Below are 20,554 nucleotides of genomic sequence, written 5' to 3'. Positions count from 1 at the left end.
CGCCGTGGGCTCAGGCCGTCCCCACCGTCTCGGTGTCCCGCCCCGACCGCAGCACCACCCCGGGCACCGCGCCGGTCGTCACGTCGTGCCGCACCGTCTCGACGCCGTTCACCCGCACGCTCACCACCCCGCGCGCCGGGGCGTCCAGGCGGGGGCCGCCCCCCGGCAGGTCGTGGACGAGCGTGGCCGGGCCCGCGTCGATCCGGTCCGGGTCGAAGAGGACCAGGTCGGCGTGCCAGCCCCGGGCGATCCGGCCCCGGCCGCGCAGCCCGAACAGCCGCGCGGGGTCGTCCGTCAGCATCCGTACGGCCCGCTCCAGCGGCACCAGCTTCCGGCCGCGCAGGCAGTCCCCGAGGAAGCGCGTCGTGTAGGGCGCCCCGCACATCCGGTCCAGGTGCGCCCCCGCGTCGGAGCCGCCGAGCAGCACGTCCTCGTGCTCCCAGGTGCGTTGCCGCAGCTCCCAGCTGGCGGGGTCGTCGTCCGTGGGCATCGGCCACAGGACCGTGCGCAGTTCGTCGGCGGCACAGATGTCGATCAGGCACGAGAAGGGGTCTGTGCCGCGCTCGGCGGCGATGTCGCGCACGACGCGGCCGGTCAGGCCCTCGTTCTCCTTCGCGTAGGTATCGCCGATCACGTACCGCCCGAAGTCGGTCAGCCGGCGGAAGACCCCTGCCTCCTCGCCGGTCGCGCGGCGCAGCAGCTCCGCCCGGACGGCCGGCTCGCGCAGCCTGGCGATGCGCCGGGGCACGGGCAGGGCCAGGGTCTCGCCCCAGCCGGGGATGAGGTTCAGGGCGCAGAAGGTGCCGAGCGACATGTTCATGGGGGTGAGGATCGGCATGGTCAGTGCGACGATCCGGCCGCCCGCCGCGCGGGCCCGGGTGCTCGCGGCGAGCTGGCGCGGCACGCGCTCGGGGACGGCGGCGTCGATGGTGAGGACGTTCCAGTTCAACGGGCGGCCGGCGGCGGCCGTCATCCCCGTCAGCAGGTCGATCTCCTCGTCCGTGAACCGGTCCAGGCAGCCGGCGACGATGGCCTCGATCTGGGTGCCCTCGTGTTCGCCGACGGCCCGGGAGAGGGCGAGCAGTTCCTCGGGGAGCGCGTGCCGGGAGGCCACGGGCCGGCCGTCGCCGTCGGTGTGGGTGGCCGACTGCGTGGTGGAGAGCCCCCAGGCGCCCGCGTCCATCGCCTCGTGGAGCAGGGTGAGCAGTTGCTTCGACTGCCGTTCGTCGGGCCTGCCGCCCACGGCCGCCGGACCCATCACGTGCCGGCGCAGCGCGCAGTGGCCCACCATGAACCCGGCGTTGACGGCGATGCGCCCGTCCAGCGCGTCGAGGTACTCGCCGAACGACGACCAGGTCCAGGGCGCGCCCTCCTCCAGGGCCGTCAGCGACATGCCCTCGACCTTGCTCATCATCCGCCGCGTGTAGTCGGCGTCCCCGGGGCGGCCGGGGTGGAGGGGCGCGAGGGTGAAGCCGCAGTTGCCGCCGACGACGGTGGTGACGCCGTGGCTCATGGACGGGGTGGCGTACGGGTCCCAGAAGAGCTGCGCGTCGTAGTGGGTGTGCGGGTCGACGAACCCCGGGGTGAGGACGAGCCCGGTGGCGTCCTCCTCGGTCCGCGCCCGGCGGTTCACCCGCCCGCCGACCACCGCCGTCGTGCCGACCACCGCGATCCGCCCGTCCTCGATGCCGACGTCCGCGACGAACGGGGGTGCCCCGGTGCCGTCGACGACGGTGGCGCGCCGGATCAGGTGGTCGAGCATGGTGGGTCCTCTCTGCGGTCCGGGGCGAAGGCTGCCGACGGTCAGAGGGCGGGATCAGAGGGCGAGAAGGGCCGGGGCGGCGGCCCGGGAGGCGCCGCCCCGGTGCGCGGGGGCGTCCGCTCAGGAACCGGCGGCCTGGCGGAAGCGCGTCGTGCGGTGCACGGGATCCGTGTCGATCTTCGGGATGACGTGTTCCCCGATCAGCCGGATGGTCTCCATCGTGTGCTCGTAGGGCACCCCGATGGGCAGCCCGAACGACAGCTGGTCGGCGCCCGCCTGTTCCCAGCGCTTGCACTGGCGGAAGACCTCGTCCGGGTCACCGCAGATCATCAGCTCCTCCGCGATGAGCAGTTCGATGATCTCCTCGGTGTACTCGGGCAGCAGCTCCGGCCACTCGGGGATGCCGTCGGGGCGGGGGAAGGTGTCGTGGTAGCGGAAGAGCAGCGACTGCAGGTAGTTCAGCCCGCCGCTCACCGCGATCTCGACGGCCTTGGCGTGCGTCTCCGCGCAGATCGCGGTCGAGGTCACCATCACGTTGTCGTTGACGAAGGCCCCGACGGCCTCCGCCCGGCCGACCGCCGTCTTGTACGACTCGACGGCCCATTCCATGTCTGAGACCTTCTGCACGCTGAAGCCCAGTACGCCCAGCCCCTTGCTCCCCGCCATGGCGTACGAGGACGGCGACCCGGCGGCGTACCACATCGCCGGGTGGGACGGCCCGTAGGGCTTGGGCAGGATCTTGCGGGGCGGCAGGGACCAGTGGGTGCCCTGGAAACCCTCGTACTCCTCTTGGAGCCACATCTTGGGGAACTCGGCGATGGTCTCTTCCCAGATCTCCTTGGTGTGGTTCATGTCGGTGATGCCCGGCAGGAACCCGAGGATCTCGTGGCTGCCCGCGCCCCGCCCGGAGCCGAACTCGAAGCGCCCGCCGGAGAGGTGGTCGAGCATGGCGACCTTCTCGGCGACCTTGGCGGGGTGATTGACCTGCGGCAGGGGGTTGAAGATCCCCGAGCCGAGGTGGATGCGCTCGGTCGCGTGCGCGAGGTAGCCGAGGAAGACGTCGTTGGCGGAGAGGTGCGAGTACTCGTCGAGGAAGTGGTGCTCGGAGGCCCAGGCGTACTTGAAGCCCGACGCGTCCGCCTGGATGACGTACTCGGTCTCCTCCATCAGCGCGTGGTGTTCGGCCTTGGGGTCGGTGGCCGAACGGCCGGCCGGCACATATCCCTGCACAAAGATCCCGAATTCCACGGAGGTTCACCGTCCCTGTAATTCTGACGCATCGTCAGGTACGCAGACTCTGACACCGGGGGCGCGGGGCGTCAAGGAGCCGGAAGGGGACCGCCGTCGAGCCCGTCCGGCGCTTGAGGACACCGCCGCGCAGCGGGTCCGTACGGCGCTTGAGGACACCGCCGCGCAGCGGTGGTGCGGGGCGGCACCGGCCCACCCCCGTCACGAGGGGAACGGCACGCCCGCCAGCCATCCGCCGTCGATGACGACCGGCTGCCCGGTGAGGTAGGAGGAGTCGTCCGACGTCAGGAACAGGGCCGCCCGCGCCACCTCCTCCGGCCGTCCGAGCCGCCCCAGTGGCACCAGCTTGCGGAACAGCTCCTCCAGCCCCGTTCCCGTCCCGCCGCCCGGGTTCGTCATCGGGGTGTCGATGCCGCCCGGGCACAGCGCGTTGACGCGGATGCCCCGGCCCGCCAGTTCCAGCGCCGCCACCCGGGTCATCGCGACGACGGCTGCCTTGGTCGCCGCGTAGGCGGTGAGGGTGGCCATCCCGGCCAGGGCCACGTAGGAGGCCGTGTTGACGATCGTCCCGCCGCCCGCCGCCGCCAGCTCGGGCGCCACGGCCCGCATCCCCAGGAACGGGCCGATCTGGTTGACCCGCACGACCTCCTGGTACTCGGTGAGGGAGGTGTGGGCCAGCTCGCCGTGCCGCAGGATGCCGGCGTTGTTGACCAGCCCGTCCAGCGTGCCGAAGGCCTCCTTCGCGAGGGCGACGGCCGCCGCCCAGTCCGCCTCCTCGCCCACGTCGAGGCGGACGTACCGGGCGCACTCCCCCAGGTCCTTCGCCACGGCCGCGCCCGCGTCGTCCAGGATGTCCGCGAGGACCACCCTCGCCCCCTCGGCGGCGAAGAGCCGTGCCGCCCACTCGCCCTGTCCCCGCGCCGCGCCCGTGATGAGCACGACGCGGCCGTCCAGCTTTCCCATGGAGTCGCTCCTTCCGGATTCCGGCCGGGCTCAGCCGAAAAGCCCGTCCGGCGCTTGAGGACACGGCACAGCAAGCCCGTCCGGCGCTTGAGGACACCGCCGCGCAGCGGTGGTGCACCCGTGATCCGACGGACAGGCCCTAAACATCCAGATGCGGAGCCACGGCATCCGCGAAGCACGCCATCTGGTCGAGGAGTTCAGGCAGGTCGCGGCAGCGGAACCGCACCTGGATCTGGTCCGCGCCGATCGCCCGGTAGGCGCGCAGCGACTCGGCGAGCGCCTCCGCCCGCCCGCTCAGGGTGCGCCGGCCGGTGTCCCAGCCGGGCACGCCCACGTACAGCGGTTCGGTGATCGCCCCGATCGCGAAGGGCCCGTCCTTGCCGGCTTCCGCGCGCAGCCGCCGCAGCGTGGCCACGCGGTGCGGCAGCCGGTCGCGGTGGTCGCCCTGGGACAGCCAGCCGTCACCCTTGAGGGCCGCGCGGCGCAGGGCAGCGGGAGAGGAGCCGCCCACCCACAGCGGCGGGCGGGGTGTCCGCACCGGCCGCGGGGCCTGTCCGAGGCCGTGGAAGGAGAACCGTTCGCCGTGGAACTCGGGGAACTCCTCCGGGCCCAGGGCCGTCTTCAGCGCGTCGATCGTCTCGTCCAGGACCGCCCCGCGCCGCCCGAAGTCCACGCCCAGGGCGGTGAACTCCTCCTCGACGTGCCCGGCGCCGACCCCGAGGACCAGCCGTCCGCCCGAGAGCCGGTCCACCGTCGCGTACTGCTTCGCGGTGATCAGCGGGTGCCGCAGTCCGGCGACGGCCACGTGGCTCATCAGCAGGATCCGCCCGGTGACGGCGGCGAGGAAGGCGAGGGTGGCCACGGGGTCGTACCAGACGGTGCCCATGGTGGCGGCGAGCCGTGCGGGGACGGCCACGTGGTCGCAGGTCCCGAGGTAGGCGAACCCGAGCCGGTCGGCGGTGCGGGCGATCTCCAGCAGCTCGGCGGGCCCGGCGGCGACCTCCCAGGGCTCGGCGTAGAGGGTGCTCTGCGACTGGACGGGCAGCTGCATGCCGTACGACAGCCGGTCCGGCGGCAGGACGCGCAGCCCGTGGCGGGGGCCGGGTGCGGCGCCCGGCGCGGCCGCGTCAGACACGGCCCGCCCCCGCCCAGAGGCCGTCCGGGGTGAGCCCCAGCAGATCGATCGCGTTGCCCCGCACGATGCCCTCGACCACCTCGGGCGTCAGATGCCGCATCTGCTCCTCGCCGATCTCCTTCGACCGGGGCCAGGTGGAGTCGGAGTGCGGGTAGTCGGTCTCGTACAGGACGTTCGCGGCCCCGATGGCGTCGAGGTTGCGCAGACCGAAGGCGTCGTCGAAGAAGCAGCCGTGGACGTGCCCGGCGAACAGCTCGGACGGCGGGCGGAGCACCTTGCCGGCGACGCCGCCCCAGCCCCGGTTCTCCTCCCAGACCACGTCCGCGCGTTCGAGGATGTACGGGATCCAGCCGATCTGCCCCTCGGCGTACATGATCCGGAGGTTCGGGAAACGGTCGAACTTGCCCGACATCAGCCAGTCCGTCAGCGAGAAGCAGCAGTTGGCGAAGGTGATGGTCGAACCCACCGCGGGCGGTGCGTCGGCGGAGGTCGACGGCATGCGCGAGGAGGAGCCGATGTGCATGGCGATGACGGTCCCGGTCTCGTCACAGGCGCGCAGGAAGGGGTCCCAGGCGTCGGTGTGGACGGACGGCAGCCCCAGGTGCGGCGGTATCTCGGAGAAGCACACGGCCCGCACCCCGCGCGCGGCGTTGCGGCGCACCTCCCCGGCGGCCAGCTCCGCGTCCCACAGCGGCACGAGCGTCAGCGGGATCAGCCGGCCGTGCGCCTGGGGGCCGCACCACTCCTCGACCATCCAGTCGTTGTAGGCCCGTACGCACAGCAGCCCGAGTTCGCGGTCGCGCGCCTCGGTGAAGGTCTGCCCGCAAAAGCGCGGGAAGGTGGGGAAGCAGAGCGCCGACTGCACGTGGTTGACGTCCATGTCGGCCAGTCGCTCCGGCACGCTGTGGGAGCCCGGCCGCATCCGCTCGTAGGTGATTCCTTCGAGCTTGACGTCGTCCCTGGAGTATCCGACGGCGGTATCAAGCCGCGTGAGAGGACGGTGCAAATCCTCATAGATCCACCAGTCCGCCACCGGTCCGTCGTCCCCGGGCGCGCCCATCCTGGGCGCGAACCTGCCGCCCGTGAAGGTCATCTCCTTCAGCGGCGCCCGGACGATCCGGGGCCCGACGTCGTGGAATTTCGTCGGAAGTCGGTCCCGCCAGACGTTGGGGGGCTCGACCACGTGGTCGTCCACCGAGATTATCTTCGGGAAGCTCTCCATGGCCGACACGGTAGCGCCGAACTGACGGGCCGTCAGCAATGTGGGGAGCCGGTCCTTGGCAGGCCTTGTGGAGAGGCCGGACCCCTGCTGACGTAGAGGCCCCGAACAAGGCAGACTGGCCGGTGCGACCGAGCAGGACACAGGGGGTCACGATGGCCGGCGACACAGGGCACGGGCAGCAGCTGCGCTTCACCGTGCTCGGGCCCGTCCGCGCCTGGCGCGGCAATGAACTGCTGCACAGCGGCTCACCCCAGCAACGGGCGCTCCTCGCGGCGCTGCTGTTGCGCGGCGGCCGCACCGCCACCGCGCCCGAACTGGTCGACGCCCTCTGGGGCGAGGAACCCCCGCACGCCGCCCTCGCCGCTCTGCGGACGTACGCCTCCCGGTTGCGCAAGGCGTTCGGGCCCGACGCCGACGCCCTGGTCAGCGAGGCCGGCGGCTACGCGATCCGGGTCGGCGCCGGCTGCCTCGACATCGACACGGCCGAGCGCCTCGCCACCGAAGCCGACAAGGCCCGCGCCGGCGGCGACCGCTGCCGCGCCCGCCAGCTCATCAACGACGCGCTCGACGTCTGGGACGGCGAGCCGCTCGCCGGCCTGTCCGGCCCGTACGCCGACACCCAGCGCACCCGGCTGGAGGAGTGGCGCCTCACCCTGCTGGAGACCCGTCTCGACCTGGACCTCGAGGTCGGCTGTCACGCCGAGGCCGTCTCCGAGCTGACCGCCCTGACCGCCGCGCACCCGCTGCGCGAGCGGCTGCGCGAGCTGCTGATGCTCGCCCTCTACCGCAGCGGCCGCCAGGCCGAGGCCCTCGCCGTCTACGCCGACACCCGCCGGCTGCTCGCCGACGAGCTGGGCGTCGACCCCTGCGCCGAACTCTCCGATCTCCAGCAGCGCATCCTCCAGGCCGACACCGACCTCAACCTCCACTTCGCCCCGGAGGACCGCCCCACCGCCGGGCCCACCTTCGTCCGCCCCGCCCAGCTCCCGGCGACCGTCTCCGACTTCACCGGCCGCACCGCGTTCGTCCACGAGCTGAGCGACCAGCTCGCCACCGCCGAGGGCCGGGTCATGGCGGTCTCCGCCGTCGCGGGCATCGGCGGTGTCGGCAAGACGACGCTGGCGGTGCACGTCGCGCACGCCGCCCGGCACCACTTCCCGGACGGGCAGCTGTACGTGGACCTGCAGGGCACCGGGCCCGTGGTCGCCGAGCCGGAGGCCGTGCTGGGCTCCTTCCTGCGGGCCCTCGGCATCCCCGACTCCGGCATCCCCGACGGCGTGGAGGAGCGGTCCGCGCTGTTCCGCTCCACCCTCGACGGGCGCCGGGTGCTGGCCCTGCTGGACAACGCCCGCGACGCCGCCCAGGTCCGCCCGCTGCTGCCGGGCACCGAGGGCTGCGCGGCACTGGTCACCAGCCGCAGCCGCATGGTCGACCTCGCCGGCGCCCATCTCGTCGATCTCGACGTGATGAGCCCCGAGGAAGCGCTCGTCCTCTTCACCCGCATCGTCGGCGCCGAGCGGGTGGGCGCCGAGCGGGACGCCGCCATGGACGTCGTCGCCGCCTGCGGCTTCCTGCCGCTCGCCATCCGCATCGCCGCCTCCCGGCTGGCCGCCCGCCGCACCTGGACCGTCTCCGTCCTCGCCCGCAAGCTCGGTGACGAGCGCCGCCGGCTCGACGAACTCCGGGCCGGCGACCTCGCGGTCAAGGCCACCTTCGAACTCGGCTACGGACAGCTGGAGCCCGCCCAGGCGCGCGCCTTCCGCCTCCTCGGCCTCGCCGACGGCCCCGACATGTCCCTCGCCGCCGCGGCCGCCGTACTCGACCTCGACCCCGACGCCACCGAGGAACTGCTCGAATCACTGGTCGACACCTCGCTGCTGGAGTCCGCGGCCCCGGGCCGCTACCGCTACCACGACCTCCTGCGCCTCTACGCGCGTGCATGCGCCGAGCGGGACGAGCAGCCACCCGCCGAGCGGGACGCCGCGATGTCCCGGCTGCTGGACTTCTACCTGGCCACGGCGGCCGGCGTGTACGTCCTCGAACGCCCCGGTGACCAGCTCCTTGCCCACCTCACGCCCACCACGCACCCGGGCCTGACGTTCACCGACCGGACGGCCGCGAGCGACTGGCTCTTCGCCGAGGCCGGCTGTCTGCTCGCCTGCGTACGCCAGCACGCGGACACCACCGGCCTCACCCTGCGCCGCGCCGTCGACCTGCTGCTGGCCGCGAAGGACCTCGCCGAGTCGGGCGCCGACTCCCGTCAGTACGAGCAGGCCGCGACGGCCCTGCTGGCCGCCACCCGGGCGGCGGGCGACGAGCGCGCGGAAGGGCGCGCGCGGACCGTGCTCACCCATGTGCACAGCCTCGCCGGCCGGTTCGACCAGGCCGACGAACAGGCCCGGCAGGCCGTACTGCTCGGCCGGGCCAGCTCCGACCCCATCCCCAGCTGCTACGCCTCGAACAACCGCGGCATCATCGCCATCTACCAGCACCGCCACCAAGACGCCGAGACCTACATCGGCCAGGCCCTCGACGCGTTCCGCGCCGACGGCAACCGCCCCGGCGAGGCCAGCGCGCTGAGCAACCTCTCCCGGACGCACCTGGACATGGGCCGCATCCAGTCCGCGGTCAGCCTCGCCGAGCAGGCACTCGCCATATACCGCGAGATCAACGTCTCCTGGCGGCACGCCAACGGCCTCTACGCCTACGGAGTGGCCCTGACCCGCGCCGGACGGTACGACGAGGCCCTGACGGGCCTGACCGAGGCGCTGCCGGTCTTCCGGGACAACCGGCAGCGGCTGTGGGAGGGCATGACGCTCTTCCGCATGGCCGAACTGTATTTCGCCGTCCGCAAGCCCGCCCAGGCCGCGGCCCACGCGGAACAGGCCCTGGCGCAGTTGCGCGGCATCGGCGGCGAGTGGCGCCGCGGCAACGTCCTGACCGTCCTCGGCCGCTGCCTCGACTCCCTCGGCCAGCCGGGGCGCGCCCAGGCCTGCTGGACGGAGGCCCTGACGATCTTCGAACAACTCGGCTCGTCGGAGGCGGCGGACGTACGGGGGTTACTGGCTCCGGTGGCGGCGGCGTAGCGGGGCGGACGCTGAAGCACGAAGGGTGGCGGCTCAGCGGCTGAGCCTGAGCGGCTGAGGCCAGCCGAAACCAGCCCGTCCGGCGTTGAGGACGCGCCCGCAGGGCGCCCGCCGCCGCAGGCGGCAAGACGGGCCCGCAGGCCGAAGGAGCCGCCGACCAGGCGAAGGGCGGCAAAGACGGCCCGGTAGCCGGGCACCCGCCGGCCACGTCACAGCCGCCAAAGCCCTTTCACGTGGCCGTTCATCGATCGTTTATCGCGGCACGCCAGTCTTATGTCTGTCGATCCGTCGCGTCGGGGGGCAGGCGGGTCGTAGGTGAGGCCTCACCTCCAGGGCGAACAGCCCTCATTGCCCGTCCGGCGGTCCTCGGGGGAGTCGCCGGGCGGGTCATGCAGTCCCCATCACACCAAACGACTCGCACTGATCATCGGAGTTGATCGCCATGAGCGACGACAAGAAGAAGCTCAAGCCCGTCATAGCCACACCGCAGGACGACCACGCCACCGGCGGCACGCTCGCCGTACCGCTGGACGACCACGCGACGGGCAACCCGGCGTTCGTGGTGCAGGACGACCACGCCACGACCGAGAAGCCTTTCTGATCAAGCGCGTCTGATCGGTCGGGAGTCCCGACCCGGGGGGGCAAGCGGAACTCCCGGCCGATCAGCAGTCCCTCCCGGTGGACCGCGGGGGAACACGGGGGATGTACGGGGGATCGAGGTCCACCGGGGGGACGCACGGGGGAAAAGTACGGGGGATGTACGGGGGGATGTACGGGGGATCAGGGTCCGCCGGGGGGGACTCGCACGGGGGACCGACAGGGGCCGGCGTCGACGGCACGGAGGGGAAGCCGTCGACGCGGGCCCCTGCGGCGTTGCGCCGTCCACGGTTTCGTGGCCGGAGCGGCTCCGTCACCCGCGATCTCCCGCCCAACGCCCCCGGATTCATTGGTTTCCGGCCCAAAACCGCGTATGCCCGTTTCCCCGCCGATACGTTCACTGAGAAGCGCAACAGCCACCCCCAGCGAAGGAGTCACCATGACGCGCACGATGACCCGCACCAAGAAGGCCCTCGTCATAATCGCCCTCGCGACGGCCGGTGTGGCCGTCGCGGCCCTCCCGGCCGCCGCCGACGACCACTCCACCTCCCAGGGCCGCGGTGTGCTGGCCCTGCAGTCGTCGGCGGGCAACGGGCCGCAGGACGACCACACCACCGGCGGTGCCGACGACCACACCACCGACGTCCGCCTCGGCTGACGCCCGCCCGCGTCGATCCGGTACGCCCCGCCCGGCCCGGATCCGGCCAGCCCGATCCGGTCCGCGTTCGGCCCGGTCCGGCGGCCGGCTCCGGCCCGGTGGTCGGCTGCGGCCCGGCAGGCGCGTGTGGCGCCCCGGGACCGGCCAAGAGCACGAGGCGGGGCCTCTTCGCCCTCGTCAGCGGGCGCCCACGGTACGGGCCGCGCCGGGCGGGGCCGTGAAATCCGGCCATTGGCCTCCCGCCGCGCCGGGGCCCCGACTCGGGCCGCTCACGCGGGCGGTTCACGCGGGCGGCGCCCCCGTGGTCCCGGTCCCGCCGCGCTCGCGCAACTGCCTCTTGAGGACCTTCCCGGAGGCGTTCCGCGGTAGTTCGGTGACGAATTCGACCTCGCGCGGGACCTTGTAGTTGGCCATCTGCCGGCGGGCCCAGGCGATCAGCGCACCGGCGGCCGGGTCCTGACCGCCCGCCGCCCCCGCCCGCCGTACCGCGAAGGCCTTGCCCACCTCACCGAGCCGCCCGTCCGGGATTCCCACGACGGCGACCTCGGCGATCCCCGGATGGCGGGCCAGCACCCGCTCGACCTCGGCGGGGTACACGTTGAAGCCGCCGGTGATGAACATGTCCGTGAGCCGGTCGGTGACCCGGAGGTTGCCCTCGTCGTCCAGGACGCCGACGTCGCCGGTGTGCAGCCAGCCCCCGGGATCGACGGCCCGGCCTGTGGCCTCCGGGTCCTCGAAGTAGCCGCGCATCACCTGGTACCCCCGGACGAGGATCTCGCCGGGCTCGCCGGGCGGGAGCGCCGCGCCCCCGGGCCCCACCACCTTGACCTCGGTGTCCGGGATGGCCCGGCCCGACGTCGCGGCGACGACCTCGGCCGGGTCGCCGCGCCGGCACATCGTCACCACACCGGTCGCCTCGCTCATGCCGTAGGCGGTCAGCACGGTCGCGATGCCCAGCTCCGTACGCAACCGGTCGACCAGGCGGCGGGGCACGACGGCCGCTCCCGTCACCACCAGCCGCAGGGACGACAAGTCGTGTGCCCGCCGGTTCGGATGGTCGAGCAGCGACTGGAGCAGTGTGGGCGGTCCGGGCAGCACGGAGATGCGTTCGGCCGCGATGCCGGCCGGAATCGTGTCCGCCGCGAAGACCGGCCGCGGAACCATCGTGGCGCCGCGCATGAGGGCGGCGATGACGCCCGCCTTGTAGCCGAAGGTGTGGAAGAAGGGATTGACGATCAGATAGCGGTCTCCTTCCGCCAGCCCGGCCAGCTCGCTCCAGACACCGAAGGTCCGCAGGGTCTGGGCATGGGTGACGACGGCCCCTTTGGGCTCGCCCGTGGTGCCGGAGGTGAAGATGATGTCGGAGGGTGCGTCCGGCTCGACGGCGTCGGCCCGGGCCCGTACGACCGGGCCGGGGATCGCCCCTCCGGCGGCGAGGAACTCCTTCCACGTACGGAAGCCGGGAGGCGCGTCCTCGGCCAGGACGACGACGTCACGCAGCTGCGGCAGCCCGGGCAGCGGACCCCCCTCGCCGCCCTCCGGCGCGCCACCGGCGGCGGCCCGCAGTGCGGCGACGTACGAGGTGCCGAGGAAGGTGCCGGTGACGAACAGCAGCCGGGCCCGGGTGCGCGCCAGTACCCGAGCCGCCTCGGCGCCCTTGAAGCGCGTGTTGACGGGGACGAGGACCGCCCCGGCGGTGACGGCGCCCAGGGCGGAGACGATCCAGCCCAGGGTGTTGGGGGCCCAGATCGCGACGCGGTCGCCCCGTTCGACACCCGCGGCGAGGCACGCGGCGGCGGCCCGCTCGACGCGCTCTCCCAGCTGCCGGTAGCTGAGCCGGGTCCTGCCCTCGACCACGGCCTCCCGGCCGGCGTACCGCTCGGCGGCCGTGCGGACCAGCCGGGGTATGGAGGTGAATTCCAGGTCGCCGCGCATCGCACACCCTCCCCCGCACCCGGCCGGGCCCGCCTCCCGGACGAGCCGCGGCCCGGCCGGCCGGCCGCCCGGCCCCATAGCTGACTCACCGTCAGATTAGCGATACCCTTCCGCGCTGTCAGCAGTGTGCACACCGACAGCAGGGAGGTGGCGATGGCGGCAACGCTCAAGGACGCTACTGCGATCGTCGGCATAGGACAGACCCCCTTCGCCCGTCGACTTCCCGCTTCCGAAAAGACCTTGGCCTGCCGTGCGATCGTCGCCGCGCTCGACGACGCGGGCATCCCGCCCCGCGAGGTCGACGCCTTCGCCGCCTACACGATGGAGGAGACCGACGAGGTCGAGATCGCCAAGGCCATCGGGGCCGGTGACGTCACCTTCTTCTCCCGGATCGGCTACGGCGGCGGTGGCTCCTGCGCGACCATCGCGCATCTGGCCCTCGCCGTCGCTACCGGACAGGCGAACGTCGGCGTCGCCTGGCGGTCCCGCAAACGCGGCTCCGGACCGAGACCGTGGCGCAGCACCCGGACCCGGCTCCCCACCCCGGACCAGTGGACCCGCCCCTACGGGCTACTGCGGCCCGTCGACGAGATCGCGATGCTCGCCCGCCGCTATATGCACGAGTACGGCGCCACCCGGGACCACTTCTTCGACGTCGCCCTGGCCTGCCGCAACCGCGCCAACCAGAACCCGGCGGCGATCATGTACGAGCGGCCGCTGACCCGCGAGATGTACATGGGCTCGCGCTGGATCAGCGAGCCGCTCTGCCTTTTCGACAACTGCCTGGAGACGGACGGCGCCCTGGCCTGCGTGGTCGTCTCCGCGCGACGCGCCCGTGACTGCCGCCGCCGCCCCGTGTACGTCCACGCGGCGGCCCAGGGCCTGCCCGCCCAGCACCACGGCATGGTCAACTACTGGACCGACGACCCGCTGACCGGCCCTTCCTGGACCGCCGCCCGGCAGCTGTGGAAGAACGCCGACTTCGGCCCGGGGAACGTGGACGTCGCACAGATCTATGACGCCTTCACCCCGCTCATACCGCTGTCCCTGGAGGGCTACGGCTTCTGCGGGCGCGGGGAGGGCGCGGCGTTCTCCGAGGGCGGTGCGCTCGAAATCGGCGGCCGGCTCCCGATCAACACGGCGGGCGGCGGGCTCAGCGAGGCGTACGTCCATGGCTTCAACCTCATCAACGAGGGCGTCCGGCAACTCCGCGGCAGCTCCACCGCGCAGGTACCCGGCGCCGCGACCTGCCTGGTCACGGCGGGTGAGGACGTTCCCACTTCGGCACTTCTGCTGAGGAGTTGAGTGCATGTCCTCCATCATGAGGGGCACCACTGACAACGGGCCGCTGCTGCCCGTGCCGGACGAGGACGGCGCGCCCTTCTGGGAGTTCGCCGCCCGCGGCGAGCTGCGCGTTCAGTTCTGCGTCCGGTGCCACGAGCCGCGCTTCCCGCCCCGCCCCTGCTGCCCGCGTTGCCAGTCCTTCGACAGCGAGTGGCGCCTGATGAGCGGCCGCGGCCGCGTCTGGTCGTTCGTCCGGCCCCACCCGCCCCTGCTGCCCGCCTACGCCGCCCAGGCCCCGTACAACGTCATCGTCGTCGAACTGGCCGACGATCCGCGCATCCGTCTCGTGGGCAATCTCGTGGCCGCGCCCGACGCGGCACTCGACTCCGTCGACCCGGCCCGCTTGCGCATCGGCGCCCCCGTCGTCGTCGCCTTCCCCGAGCCGGCGGAGGGTTTCGTCGTGCCCCGCTGGCTGCTGGAGCGGCCATGACGGTGCGCACGGAAACCGCCGCGGAAGGCGTCACCCTCGTGACCCTCGACCGGCCCGAGCGGCACAACGCGATCGATCTCGCGACGGCCGACCGGCTCCGCGCCCTGTGGCGCGGGCTCCGCCGCGACGAGACCGTGCGGGCGGTCGTGCTCACCGGCGCCGGGGACCGGGCGTTCTGCACGGGCCTCGACCGTTCGGCCGACATCCCGCAGCCCGCCTCCCCGTACTGCCAGGACGACCCGCTCCTGACCGTCGGCCCCAAGGCCGCCGACCTGTGGAAGCCGGTCGTCGCCGCGGTCGGCGGCATGGCCTGCGGCGGGGCGTTCTACCTGCTCGGCGAGGCGGAGTTCGTCGTGGCGTCGCGGAACGCCACGTTCTTCGACCCGCACACCTCCTACGGCATGGTCAGCGCCTACGAGTCCCTCTTCATGGCGCAGCGCATGCCCTTCGGCGAAGCGGCCCGGCTGGCACTGATGGGCACCGCCGAGCGGCTCTCCGCGCGCCGGGCGTACGAGATCGGCCTGGTCTCCGAACTGACCCCGCCCGGCGAGGCCGTCACCGCGGCGGTGCGCGCCGCCGCCGTCATCGCGTCCTACCCGACCGAGGCGGTGCAGGGCACCGTGCGCGCCGTGTGGGCGGCGAAGGAGGCCGCGCGGGAGCGTGCGCTCGCCCTGGCCCCGCATTTGATCTCCCTGGGCAATCTGCCACCGGAACGCCAGGCGCGGCTCTTCGCCGACCGGAACCGGGAGTACCGCCTGCGCTGAGCGGCGGCGTCCCGGGTGGCCGTGGCTGGCGGGCGCGCGGGGGCGGACGTAGCGTCGTGTCATGTCGACGTTGCGCAACGCGATCGGTTCCCTGGTGGCGCTCGCCGGCGTGGTGGCCGTCGTCTGGAGCCCCTTCCGTCCCTGGTACGGCGAACGGCGGGGCAGGGACTACCTCGCGGCGGACCTCTTCCACGCCGGTGGTGTCACCGGGAACCACGCCCGGCTGATCGGCTCGCTCTTCGTCCCCTTGCTGATCACGGCTCTGGTCACGCTGATGGGCCTGCTGCTGCGGTCCCGGTCGCTCGTCGGGCTGACGGGCGTGGCCGTGATCGGCCTCGTGGTGCTGTGGGCCGTGCGCCAGGGGCAGGCGGCGGGCTCCCTGACGGTCGGGGCGCGCGGCGAGGGGCTGAACACCGGCGTGGCCACGGCCGCCGTCGGCGGTGCCGTGCTGCTGCTGGCCGCCGCCGTGCTGCCCGGCCGCCGGCCCCGACGCGACGCCTTGGCCCCCGCCCCGGCCCCGGTCCCCGAGCCACCGCCCGGCGTGTACGCCCCCTATGCCACGGCCGACGTCACGTACCCCGGCCCCGGTGACGCCACGTACCCCGGCCCCGGCCCTGCCCCCAGCCCCTACGTGGATCCGGAGGACCTCTACGACACCCAGCCCCTCCCCTACCCCCCGTCGGCCACCTCGCCTCCCGCGTCCGCGCCGCCGCCGGACCCCCGGTGAGGTCCCGGGGAGCGAGGAACCCGGGCGGCGGGGTCAGCGGCGGGACAGGCCCGTGCCCTTGGCCGCGTCCAGGGCGTAGACACAGCGGTCCTTGCTGCACGCGTAGACCACGCCGCCCGTCGCCACCGGGGAGCCCGTGATCTCGCCGCCCGTCGCGAGCTTCCAGCGGAGCTGCCCGCCCGCCGCGTCGACGGTGTACAGACAGTGGTCGGCGGAACCGAAGTGGACCCGTCCGTCGGCCACGACGGGCGCACCCACGACATCGCCGCCGGCGGCGAAGCGCCACTTGGGCGTGCCGGTGACGGCGTCCAGGGTGTAGAGCGCCCCGCCACTGCCCAGGTGCACGGATCCGCCCGCCACGAGCACCGGCTCCGTCGACTGGCGGGCCTCGGTCGCGATGCGCCAGCGGTCCCGGCCGGTCGCCGCGTCCAGGGCGTAGACGGTGCCCAGGTAGTCGGCGATGTAGACGCCGCCGCCCGTCACCGCGGGCCCGGGCGCGAAGGCGGGCGGGCTGAGGAAGACCGCCGGCGCCTCGAACCGCCACCGCACGTCCCCGCGGGCCACGTCGATCGCGAGCACCCGCGTACCGGCCGCGACGTACACCACCCTGTCCGGGGCGGCCAGCAAGCGCACCGGCACGCCGCCGCACGAGGCGGCGTCACCGACCGGGTAGGACCAGCGCTCCGCGCCCGTACGCGCCTCGAGCGCCTTCAGCCGGGCGTCCGCCCACACGTACACCGTGCCGTCCTGCACGAACGGGCCGCAGTCGGGCGTCTCGAAGTCGGTCTGGAGACCGCCGGCCTCCCACAACAGCTCGCCGTTGGCGGCTTCCCACGCCTGGACGCCCCCGCCGCGCGTGCCGGTGACGATCGTCCCGCGGTCGGCCTTGAGGGAGTAGACCCAGCCGTCCGTCGCCAGCCGCCAGTGCTCGGCGCCGTCGGTGGCGTCCAGCGCGTACAGCGTGGGTCCGTCCGAGGCGTGGATCCGGCCGTCCGCGACGGCCATCGCCCAGGCGACGTCCCGGGTCTTGAACTGCCGTCGGCCGCTGGCCACGTCGAGGGCGTGGACCTCGAAGGACGTGACGTACAGCAGATCGCCGGCGACCGTGGGGGTGCCCCAGACGTCGTTGGACATCCGGAACCGCCAGGGCCGCCAACGCCCCGGCTCACCCTGGGTGTTGGCACCGATGTCCGGCGCGGGTGCCGGGTTCTGCACGGGCACGGCGGCGGGAGCCCCGGCCCCGGCCGGGGGGCGCACCCAGCCCGTCGCGGGGCCGGTGCCCGTCTGGGCCTGGGACTCGCGCACGTCGGCGGCCCGGGGGCCGGGGCCGATCGGCACCTGCGAACCCGGCAGCCGTACGGCACCGTCGGGGCCCGCCGCGACGGGGGCGGCGGCGTGCCGGCCCTGTGCCCCCACCGGTCCGGCGGCGGCCACGTGCGGCCCGCCGAGGCCGCCGCGCGGGTCACGCGCGCCGACCATGCCGGAGCGGCCGGAGGCGGCTCCGGCGCCGGCCGCGTGCCCGTCGCTCCAGCCCGGGCCGCTGCGCGCGTGCCCGCCCTGCGGGTCGTACGACGCGGCGGGCCCGGGCGCGGGCGTCGGCGGCTGCGGAGGCCGCGGCGGGGCGCTGGGGCGGCTCCTGGCGCCGCTCCTGGCTCCCGCGCCCGCAGTGGCGGGCCGGTGCCCGGCCCGGCGCTGCTCGATCAGGGAGACGGCGTTGTCGGGCAGCCAGGCCGAGGCCGTGCCGCTGTCGTCGCCCCCGCCGGAGGCGAACAGGTGCGGGGCCAGCTGCGACTGGAGGTCGGCCGGGCTCGGCCGGTGGTCGGCCGTCATCTGCATGCACGAGTCGATGAGCGGGCGCAGCTCGTCCGGCAGCCCACCGAGGTCGGGGCCCTCGCGGAGCAGCATGAAGACGGTCTCCACCGGGTTCGCGCCGTGGAAGGGCGCGTGCCCGGTCGCCGCGAAGACCAGCGTCGAGCCCAGCGAGAAGATGTCGCTGGCGCCCGTGACGCTCCGGGAGTCCCGTGCCTGCTCGGGTGACATGTACGCGGGGGTACCCACCGCCACGTTGGTCATCGTCAGCCGGGTGTTGGACACCCCGGAGGCGATTCCGAAGTCGATGACCCGTGGCCCGTCCTCCACGACCAGCACGTTCGACGGCTTGAGGTCGCGGTGCACGAGCCCCGCGCCGTGGATGGACTGGAGCGCTTCCGCGATCCCCGCCGCCAGCCACCGCACCGCCTGGGCCGGGAGCGGCCCGCACTCGTTGATTATTTCCTCGAGCGAGGGCGCGGGCACATAGGCGGTGGCCAGCCATGGCACGGCCGCCCGTGGGTCGGCGTCGACGACGGCGGCGGTGTAGAAGCCGCTGACCGCGCGGGCCGCCTCCACCTCGCGGGTGAAGCGCACCCGGAAGAGCTGGTCCTCCGCCAGCTCTGTGCGCACCGTCTTGATCGCGACCCGTCGGCCGGACGCCGAGCGGGCGAGATAGACCAGCCCCATGCCGCCGGCGCCGAGTCGGCCGAGCACCTCGAACGGGCCGATCCGTCTCGGGTCGTGCTGCGTAAGCTGCTCCACCACTGGCCTGCCACCTCCCCGTGGGGGCTTGAAGGGTTCCAGCCCCGTGCAGCGCATCACCGCGAATTATCCCGGGGTACGCAACCTGATTCTTCCTGGCGAAGGCCACGGTTGCGAACCCGGGGCACGCTTCGCCGTGTCTCCGCCACATGCGGAACGTCCCGTCCCGCACCCCTCCCCGTCGCCTCGGTCGCCCCTGCCCCCGCTCCTCGCACCGGCCCGCGGGCCGGTGCTCCGCTATCCCCGCCGCGCCCGTGCCAGGTCGATCACGGCGAAGCTCGCGCCTTGATCATCGGCCAGCACGGCGAAGCGCCCGTAGGGCGTGTCCCGCGGCTCGCGCCGTATCCGCCCGCCCAGGGCGACCGCCGCGTGCGCCGCCGCGTCGCAGCCGTCGACCACGAAGTAGGTGAGGAAGTGCGCGGGCATCTCCGCCGGGAAGCCCTCGCCGAGGACGGCTCGGCCCCCCACAGCATGCTCCGGGGCGGCCGGTTTCCCGGCGGGTGTCCAGATGGCGAACTCCGTGCCCGCCTCTTCGCTCACATCCGTGGACGTGAGGCCGAAGACGGCTTCGTAGAAGGCGTCGACCGGCTTCGGATCGCGGGTGTACACCTCGGTCCAGCCGTAGGAGCCGGGGCGGCCGCGCAGCTCGAAGCCGTGGTGGGTGCCCGCCTGCCAGACGCCGAAGACCGCGCCGTCCGGGTCCGCGGCCACCACCATTCTGCCGAAGTCGGCGACGGTCATGGGGGCGACGATGATCCGGCCGCCCGCGGCCTCGATCCGGCCCGCCGTGGCCGCCGCGTCGGCCGAGGCGAAGTAGACGCCCCAGGCCGTCGGCATCCGGCCGTCGGTCTTGGGCACCAGGGCCGCGACCTTCTTCCCGTCGCGCGAGGCCTGCGTGTAGTACCCGAACCGGGCGGTGCCGACGTCGAAGGTCCAGCCGAGGAGTTCACCGTAGAAGCGCTTGCCCGCTTCGAGGTCCGGCAGCGTGACGTCCGCCCAGCACGGCATGCCTTCGGGGAATCCTTCCGGGTCCGTGCTCATGGGTCGGCTCCTTCCGTGCCCGTTCCCGAGGTGTTACGACTGCCACGCTATAGGGGGATCATGGATCCCGCGCGGCCTGTGGATAACGCCCGTGCGGGGCCGCCCGACGACGTTGTCCACAGCCTGTTGATAAGAGGATTCACCGGTACGGGCCAATCCGCTCCGAGCTTCCCGACGACCCCCAAAACCCCCCTGATCAGCGGGTACACCCCGGCCGGCACCCCCGCCCCCATTTGCATGCGGCCGAATCGCGCTCCGATCACCCCTCGGTAAGCTGACGGCATGACAGGACAAGTACGCACCGTCGACGGCCGGGTGGCCGGACGACGCGGACAGGCGACGCGGCAGAAGCTGCTCGACTGCCTCAGCGAAATGCTCAGCTCCTCGCCCTATCGCGACGTGAAGGTCATCGACGTCGCGCGCAAGGCCGGCACGTCACCCGCGACCTTCTACCAGTACTTCCCCGACGTGGAGGGCGCCGTCCTCGAAATCGCCGAGGAGATGGCGAAGGAGGGCGCGACGCTGACCGAACTGGTCGCCGGGCGTTCCTGGGTCGGCAAGTCCGGCTGGCAGGCCGCCGAGGAACTCGTCGACGGTTTCCTGGGCTTCTGGCGCAAGCACGACGCCATCCTGCGCGTCGTCGACCTGGGAGCGGCCGAGGGCGACAAGCGGTTCTACAAGATCCGCATGAAGATCCTCAACGCGGTCACCAACTCCCTCACGGACTCGGTCAAGGAACTCCAGTCCAAGAGCAAGGTGGACAAGGACGTCAGTCCGGCGGCCGTCGCCGGTTCGCTCGTCGCGATGCTCGCCGCGGTGGCCTCGCACCAGAAGGGCTTCCAGAGTTGGGGCGTCAAACAGGCCGAACTCAAGCCGAACCTCGCCCTGCTCGTCCACCTCGGCATCACGGGCAAGAAGCCCACCAAATAGCGCCGTAGAGCGCTTCGCACGTCCTGTCATCGCAGCGGGGGGGGGGGGGGGGGGGGGGGGGGGGGGGGGGGGGGGGGGGGGGGGGGGGAGGGGGGGGGGGGGGGGGGGGGAGGGGGCGGGAGGGGGGGGGGGGCCGCT

16 protein-coding genes are annotated in these 20,554 nt (G+C 73.3%); 8 read left to right on the top strand and 8 right to left on the bottom strand.

Annotated features, from left to right (window positions below):
- Positions 1-10: 10 nt before the first annotated feature.
- The 5 genes from ACZ6MA_RS23270 to ACZ6MA_RS23250 all read right to left on the bottom strand — a co-directional run bounded on the left by ACZ6MA_RS23270 (position 11) and on the right by ACZ6MA_RS23250 (position 6,330).
- Entirely contained in the window at positions 11-1,762 is a 1,752-nt protein-coding gene (locus ACZ6MA_RS23270; protein WP_469435846.1) for an N-acyl-D-amino-acid deacylase family protein, read from the bottom strand.
- A 120-nt stretch (positions 1,763-1,882) separates the two neighbouring features.
- Positions 1,883-3,010: an LLM class flavin-dependent oxidoreductase gene (locus ACZ6MA_RS23265; protein WP_469435845.1), complete on the bottom strand. Its 1,128-nt coding sequence runs from the start codon at positions 3,008-3,010 to the stop codon at positions 1,883-1,885.
- A 201-nt stretch (positions 3,011-3,211) separates the two neighbouring features.
- Positions 3,212-3,973 carry an SDR family NAD(P)-dependent oxidoreductase gene (locus tag ACZ6MA_RS23260; RefSeq protein WP_469435844.1) on the bottom strand — a complete coding sequence of 254 codons (762 nt, stop codon included), beginning with the start codon at positions 3,971-3,973 and terminating at the stop codon, positions 3,212-3,214.
- 139 nt (positions 3,974-4,112) lie between these two features.
- Complete coding sequence (locus ACZ6MA_RS23255) at positions 4,113-5,024, bottom strand: TIGR03619 family F420-dependent LLM class oxidoreductase (RefSeq protein WP_469436036.1); 912 nt, start codon at positions 5,022-5,024, stop codon at positions 4,113-4,115.
- 76 nt (positions 5,025-5,100) lie between these two features.
- A complete protein-coding gene (locus ACZ6MA_RS23250; RefSeq protein ID WP_469435843.1) occupies positions 5,101-6,330 on the bottom strand; it encodes an amidohydrolase family protein in 1,230 nt (409 codons plus the stop codon).
- Between the two features lie 38 nt (positions 6,331-6,368).
- Here ACZ6MA_RS23250 and afsR point away from each other — a divergent pair, with 38 nt between their 5' ends.
- The 3 genes from afsR to ACZ6MA_RS23235 all read left to right on the top strand — a co-directional run bounded on the left by afsR (position 6,369) and on the right by ACZ6MA_RS23235 (position 10,671).
- Entirely contained in the window at positions 6,369-9,416 is a 3,048-nt protein-coding gene (gene afsR, locus ACZ6MA_RS23245; RefSeq protein ID WP_469435842.1) for an SARP-family global regulator AfsR, read from the top strand.
- A gap of 442 nt (positions 9,417-9,858) precedes the next feature.
- The gene (locus ACZ6MA_RS23240) at positions 9,859-10,017 is read left to right on the top strand and encodes a hypothetical protein (protein ID WP_469435841.1); all 159 of its coding nucleotides are present in this window, start codon (positions 9,859-9,861) and stop codon (positions 10,015-10,017) included.
- 435 nt (positions 10,018-10,452) lie between these two features.
- Positions 10,453-10,671 (top strand): hypothetical protein, encoded by a 219-nt coding sequence (locus ACZ6MA_RS23235; RefSeq protein WP_469435840.1) that lies wholly within the window; start codon positions 10,453-10,455, stop codon positions 10,669-10,671.
- 282 nt (positions 10,672-10,953) lie between these two features.
- On the opposite strand, the gene ACZ6MA_RS23230 is transcribed toward ACZ6MA_RS23235, so the two are convergent.
- On the bottom strand, positions 10,954-12,606 hold the full coding sequence (locus ACZ6MA_RS23230) for a FadD3 family acyl-CoA ligase (protein WP_469435839.1): 1,653 nt from the start codon (positions 12,604-12,606) through the stop codon (positions 10,954-10,956).
- A 153-nt stretch (positions 12,607-12,759) separates the two neighbouring features.
- Between ACZ6MA_RS23230 and ACZ6MA_RS23225 the strand changes: the two genes are divergently transcribed.
- From ACZ6MA_RS23225 to ACZ6MA_RS23210, 4 genes are all read left to right on the top strand, one after another.
- Positions 12,760-13,911, top strand: coding sequence for a lipid-transfer protein (locus ACZ6MA_RS23225; protein WP_469435838.1), 1,152 nt, complete (start codon positions 12,760-12,762; stop codon positions 13,909-13,911).
- Between the two features lie 4 nt (positions 13,912-13,915).
- Positions 13,916-14,380: a Zn-ribbon domain-containing OB-fold protein gene (locus ACZ6MA_RS23220; protein WP_469435837.1), complete on the top strand. Its 465-nt coding sequence runs from the start codon at positions 13,916-13,918 to the stop codon at positions 14,378-14,380.
- Complete coding sequence (locus ACZ6MA_RS23215) at positions 14,377-15,144, top strand: enoyl-CoA hydratase/isomerase family protein (RefSeq protein ID WP_469435836.1); 768 nt, start codon at positions 14,377-14,379, stop codon at positions 15,142-15,144. Before ACZ6MA_RS23220 ends, ACZ6MA_RS23215 begins: the two co-directional genes overlap by 4 nt.
- Positions 15,145-15,205: 61 nt before the next feature.
- Complete coding sequence (locus tag ACZ6MA_RS23210; protein WP_469435835.1) at positions 15,206-15,871, top strand: hypothetical protein; 666 nt, start codon at positions 15,206-15,208, stop codon at positions 15,869-15,871.
- A gap of 33 nt (positions 15,872-15,904) precedes the next feature.
- On the opposite strand, the gene afsK is transcribed toward ACZ6MA_RS23210, so the two are convergent.
- Together afsK and kbpA are read right to left on the bottom strand one after the other, a co-directional pair.
- The gene (gene afsK / locus ACZ6MA_RS23205) at positions 15,905-18,445 is read right to left on the bottom strand and encodes a protein serine/threonine kinase AfsK (RefSeq protein ID WP_469436035.1); all 2,541 of its coding nucleotides are present in this window, start codon (positions 18,443-18,445) and stop codon (positions 15,905-15,907) included.
- 237 nt (positions 18,446-18,682) lie between these two features.
- On the bottom strand, positions 18,683-19,486 hold the full coding sequence (gene kbpA / locus ACZ6MA_RS23200) for an AfsK-binding protein KbpA (RefSeq protein WP_469435834.1): 804 nt from the start codon (positions 19,484-19,486) through the stop codon (positions 18,683-18,685).
- 282 nt (positions 19,487-19,768) lie between these two features.
- Here kbpA and ACZ6MA_RS23195 point away from each other — a divergent pair, with 282 nt between their 5' ends.
- Positions 19,769-20,416 (top strand): TetR family transcriptional regulator, encoded by a 648-nt coding sequence (locus ACZ6MA_RS23195; RefSeq protein ID WP_469435833.1) that lies wholly within the window; start codon positions 19,769-19,771, stop codon positions 20,414-20,416.
- The last annotated feature ends 138 nt before the right edge of the window (positions 20,417-20,554 follow it).

The organism is Streptomyces sp. NPDC042259, from assembly GCF_055582085.1.
Note: the sequence above shows the minus strand (reverse complement) of the source record. Positions and strands in the feature narration are given on the sequence as shown.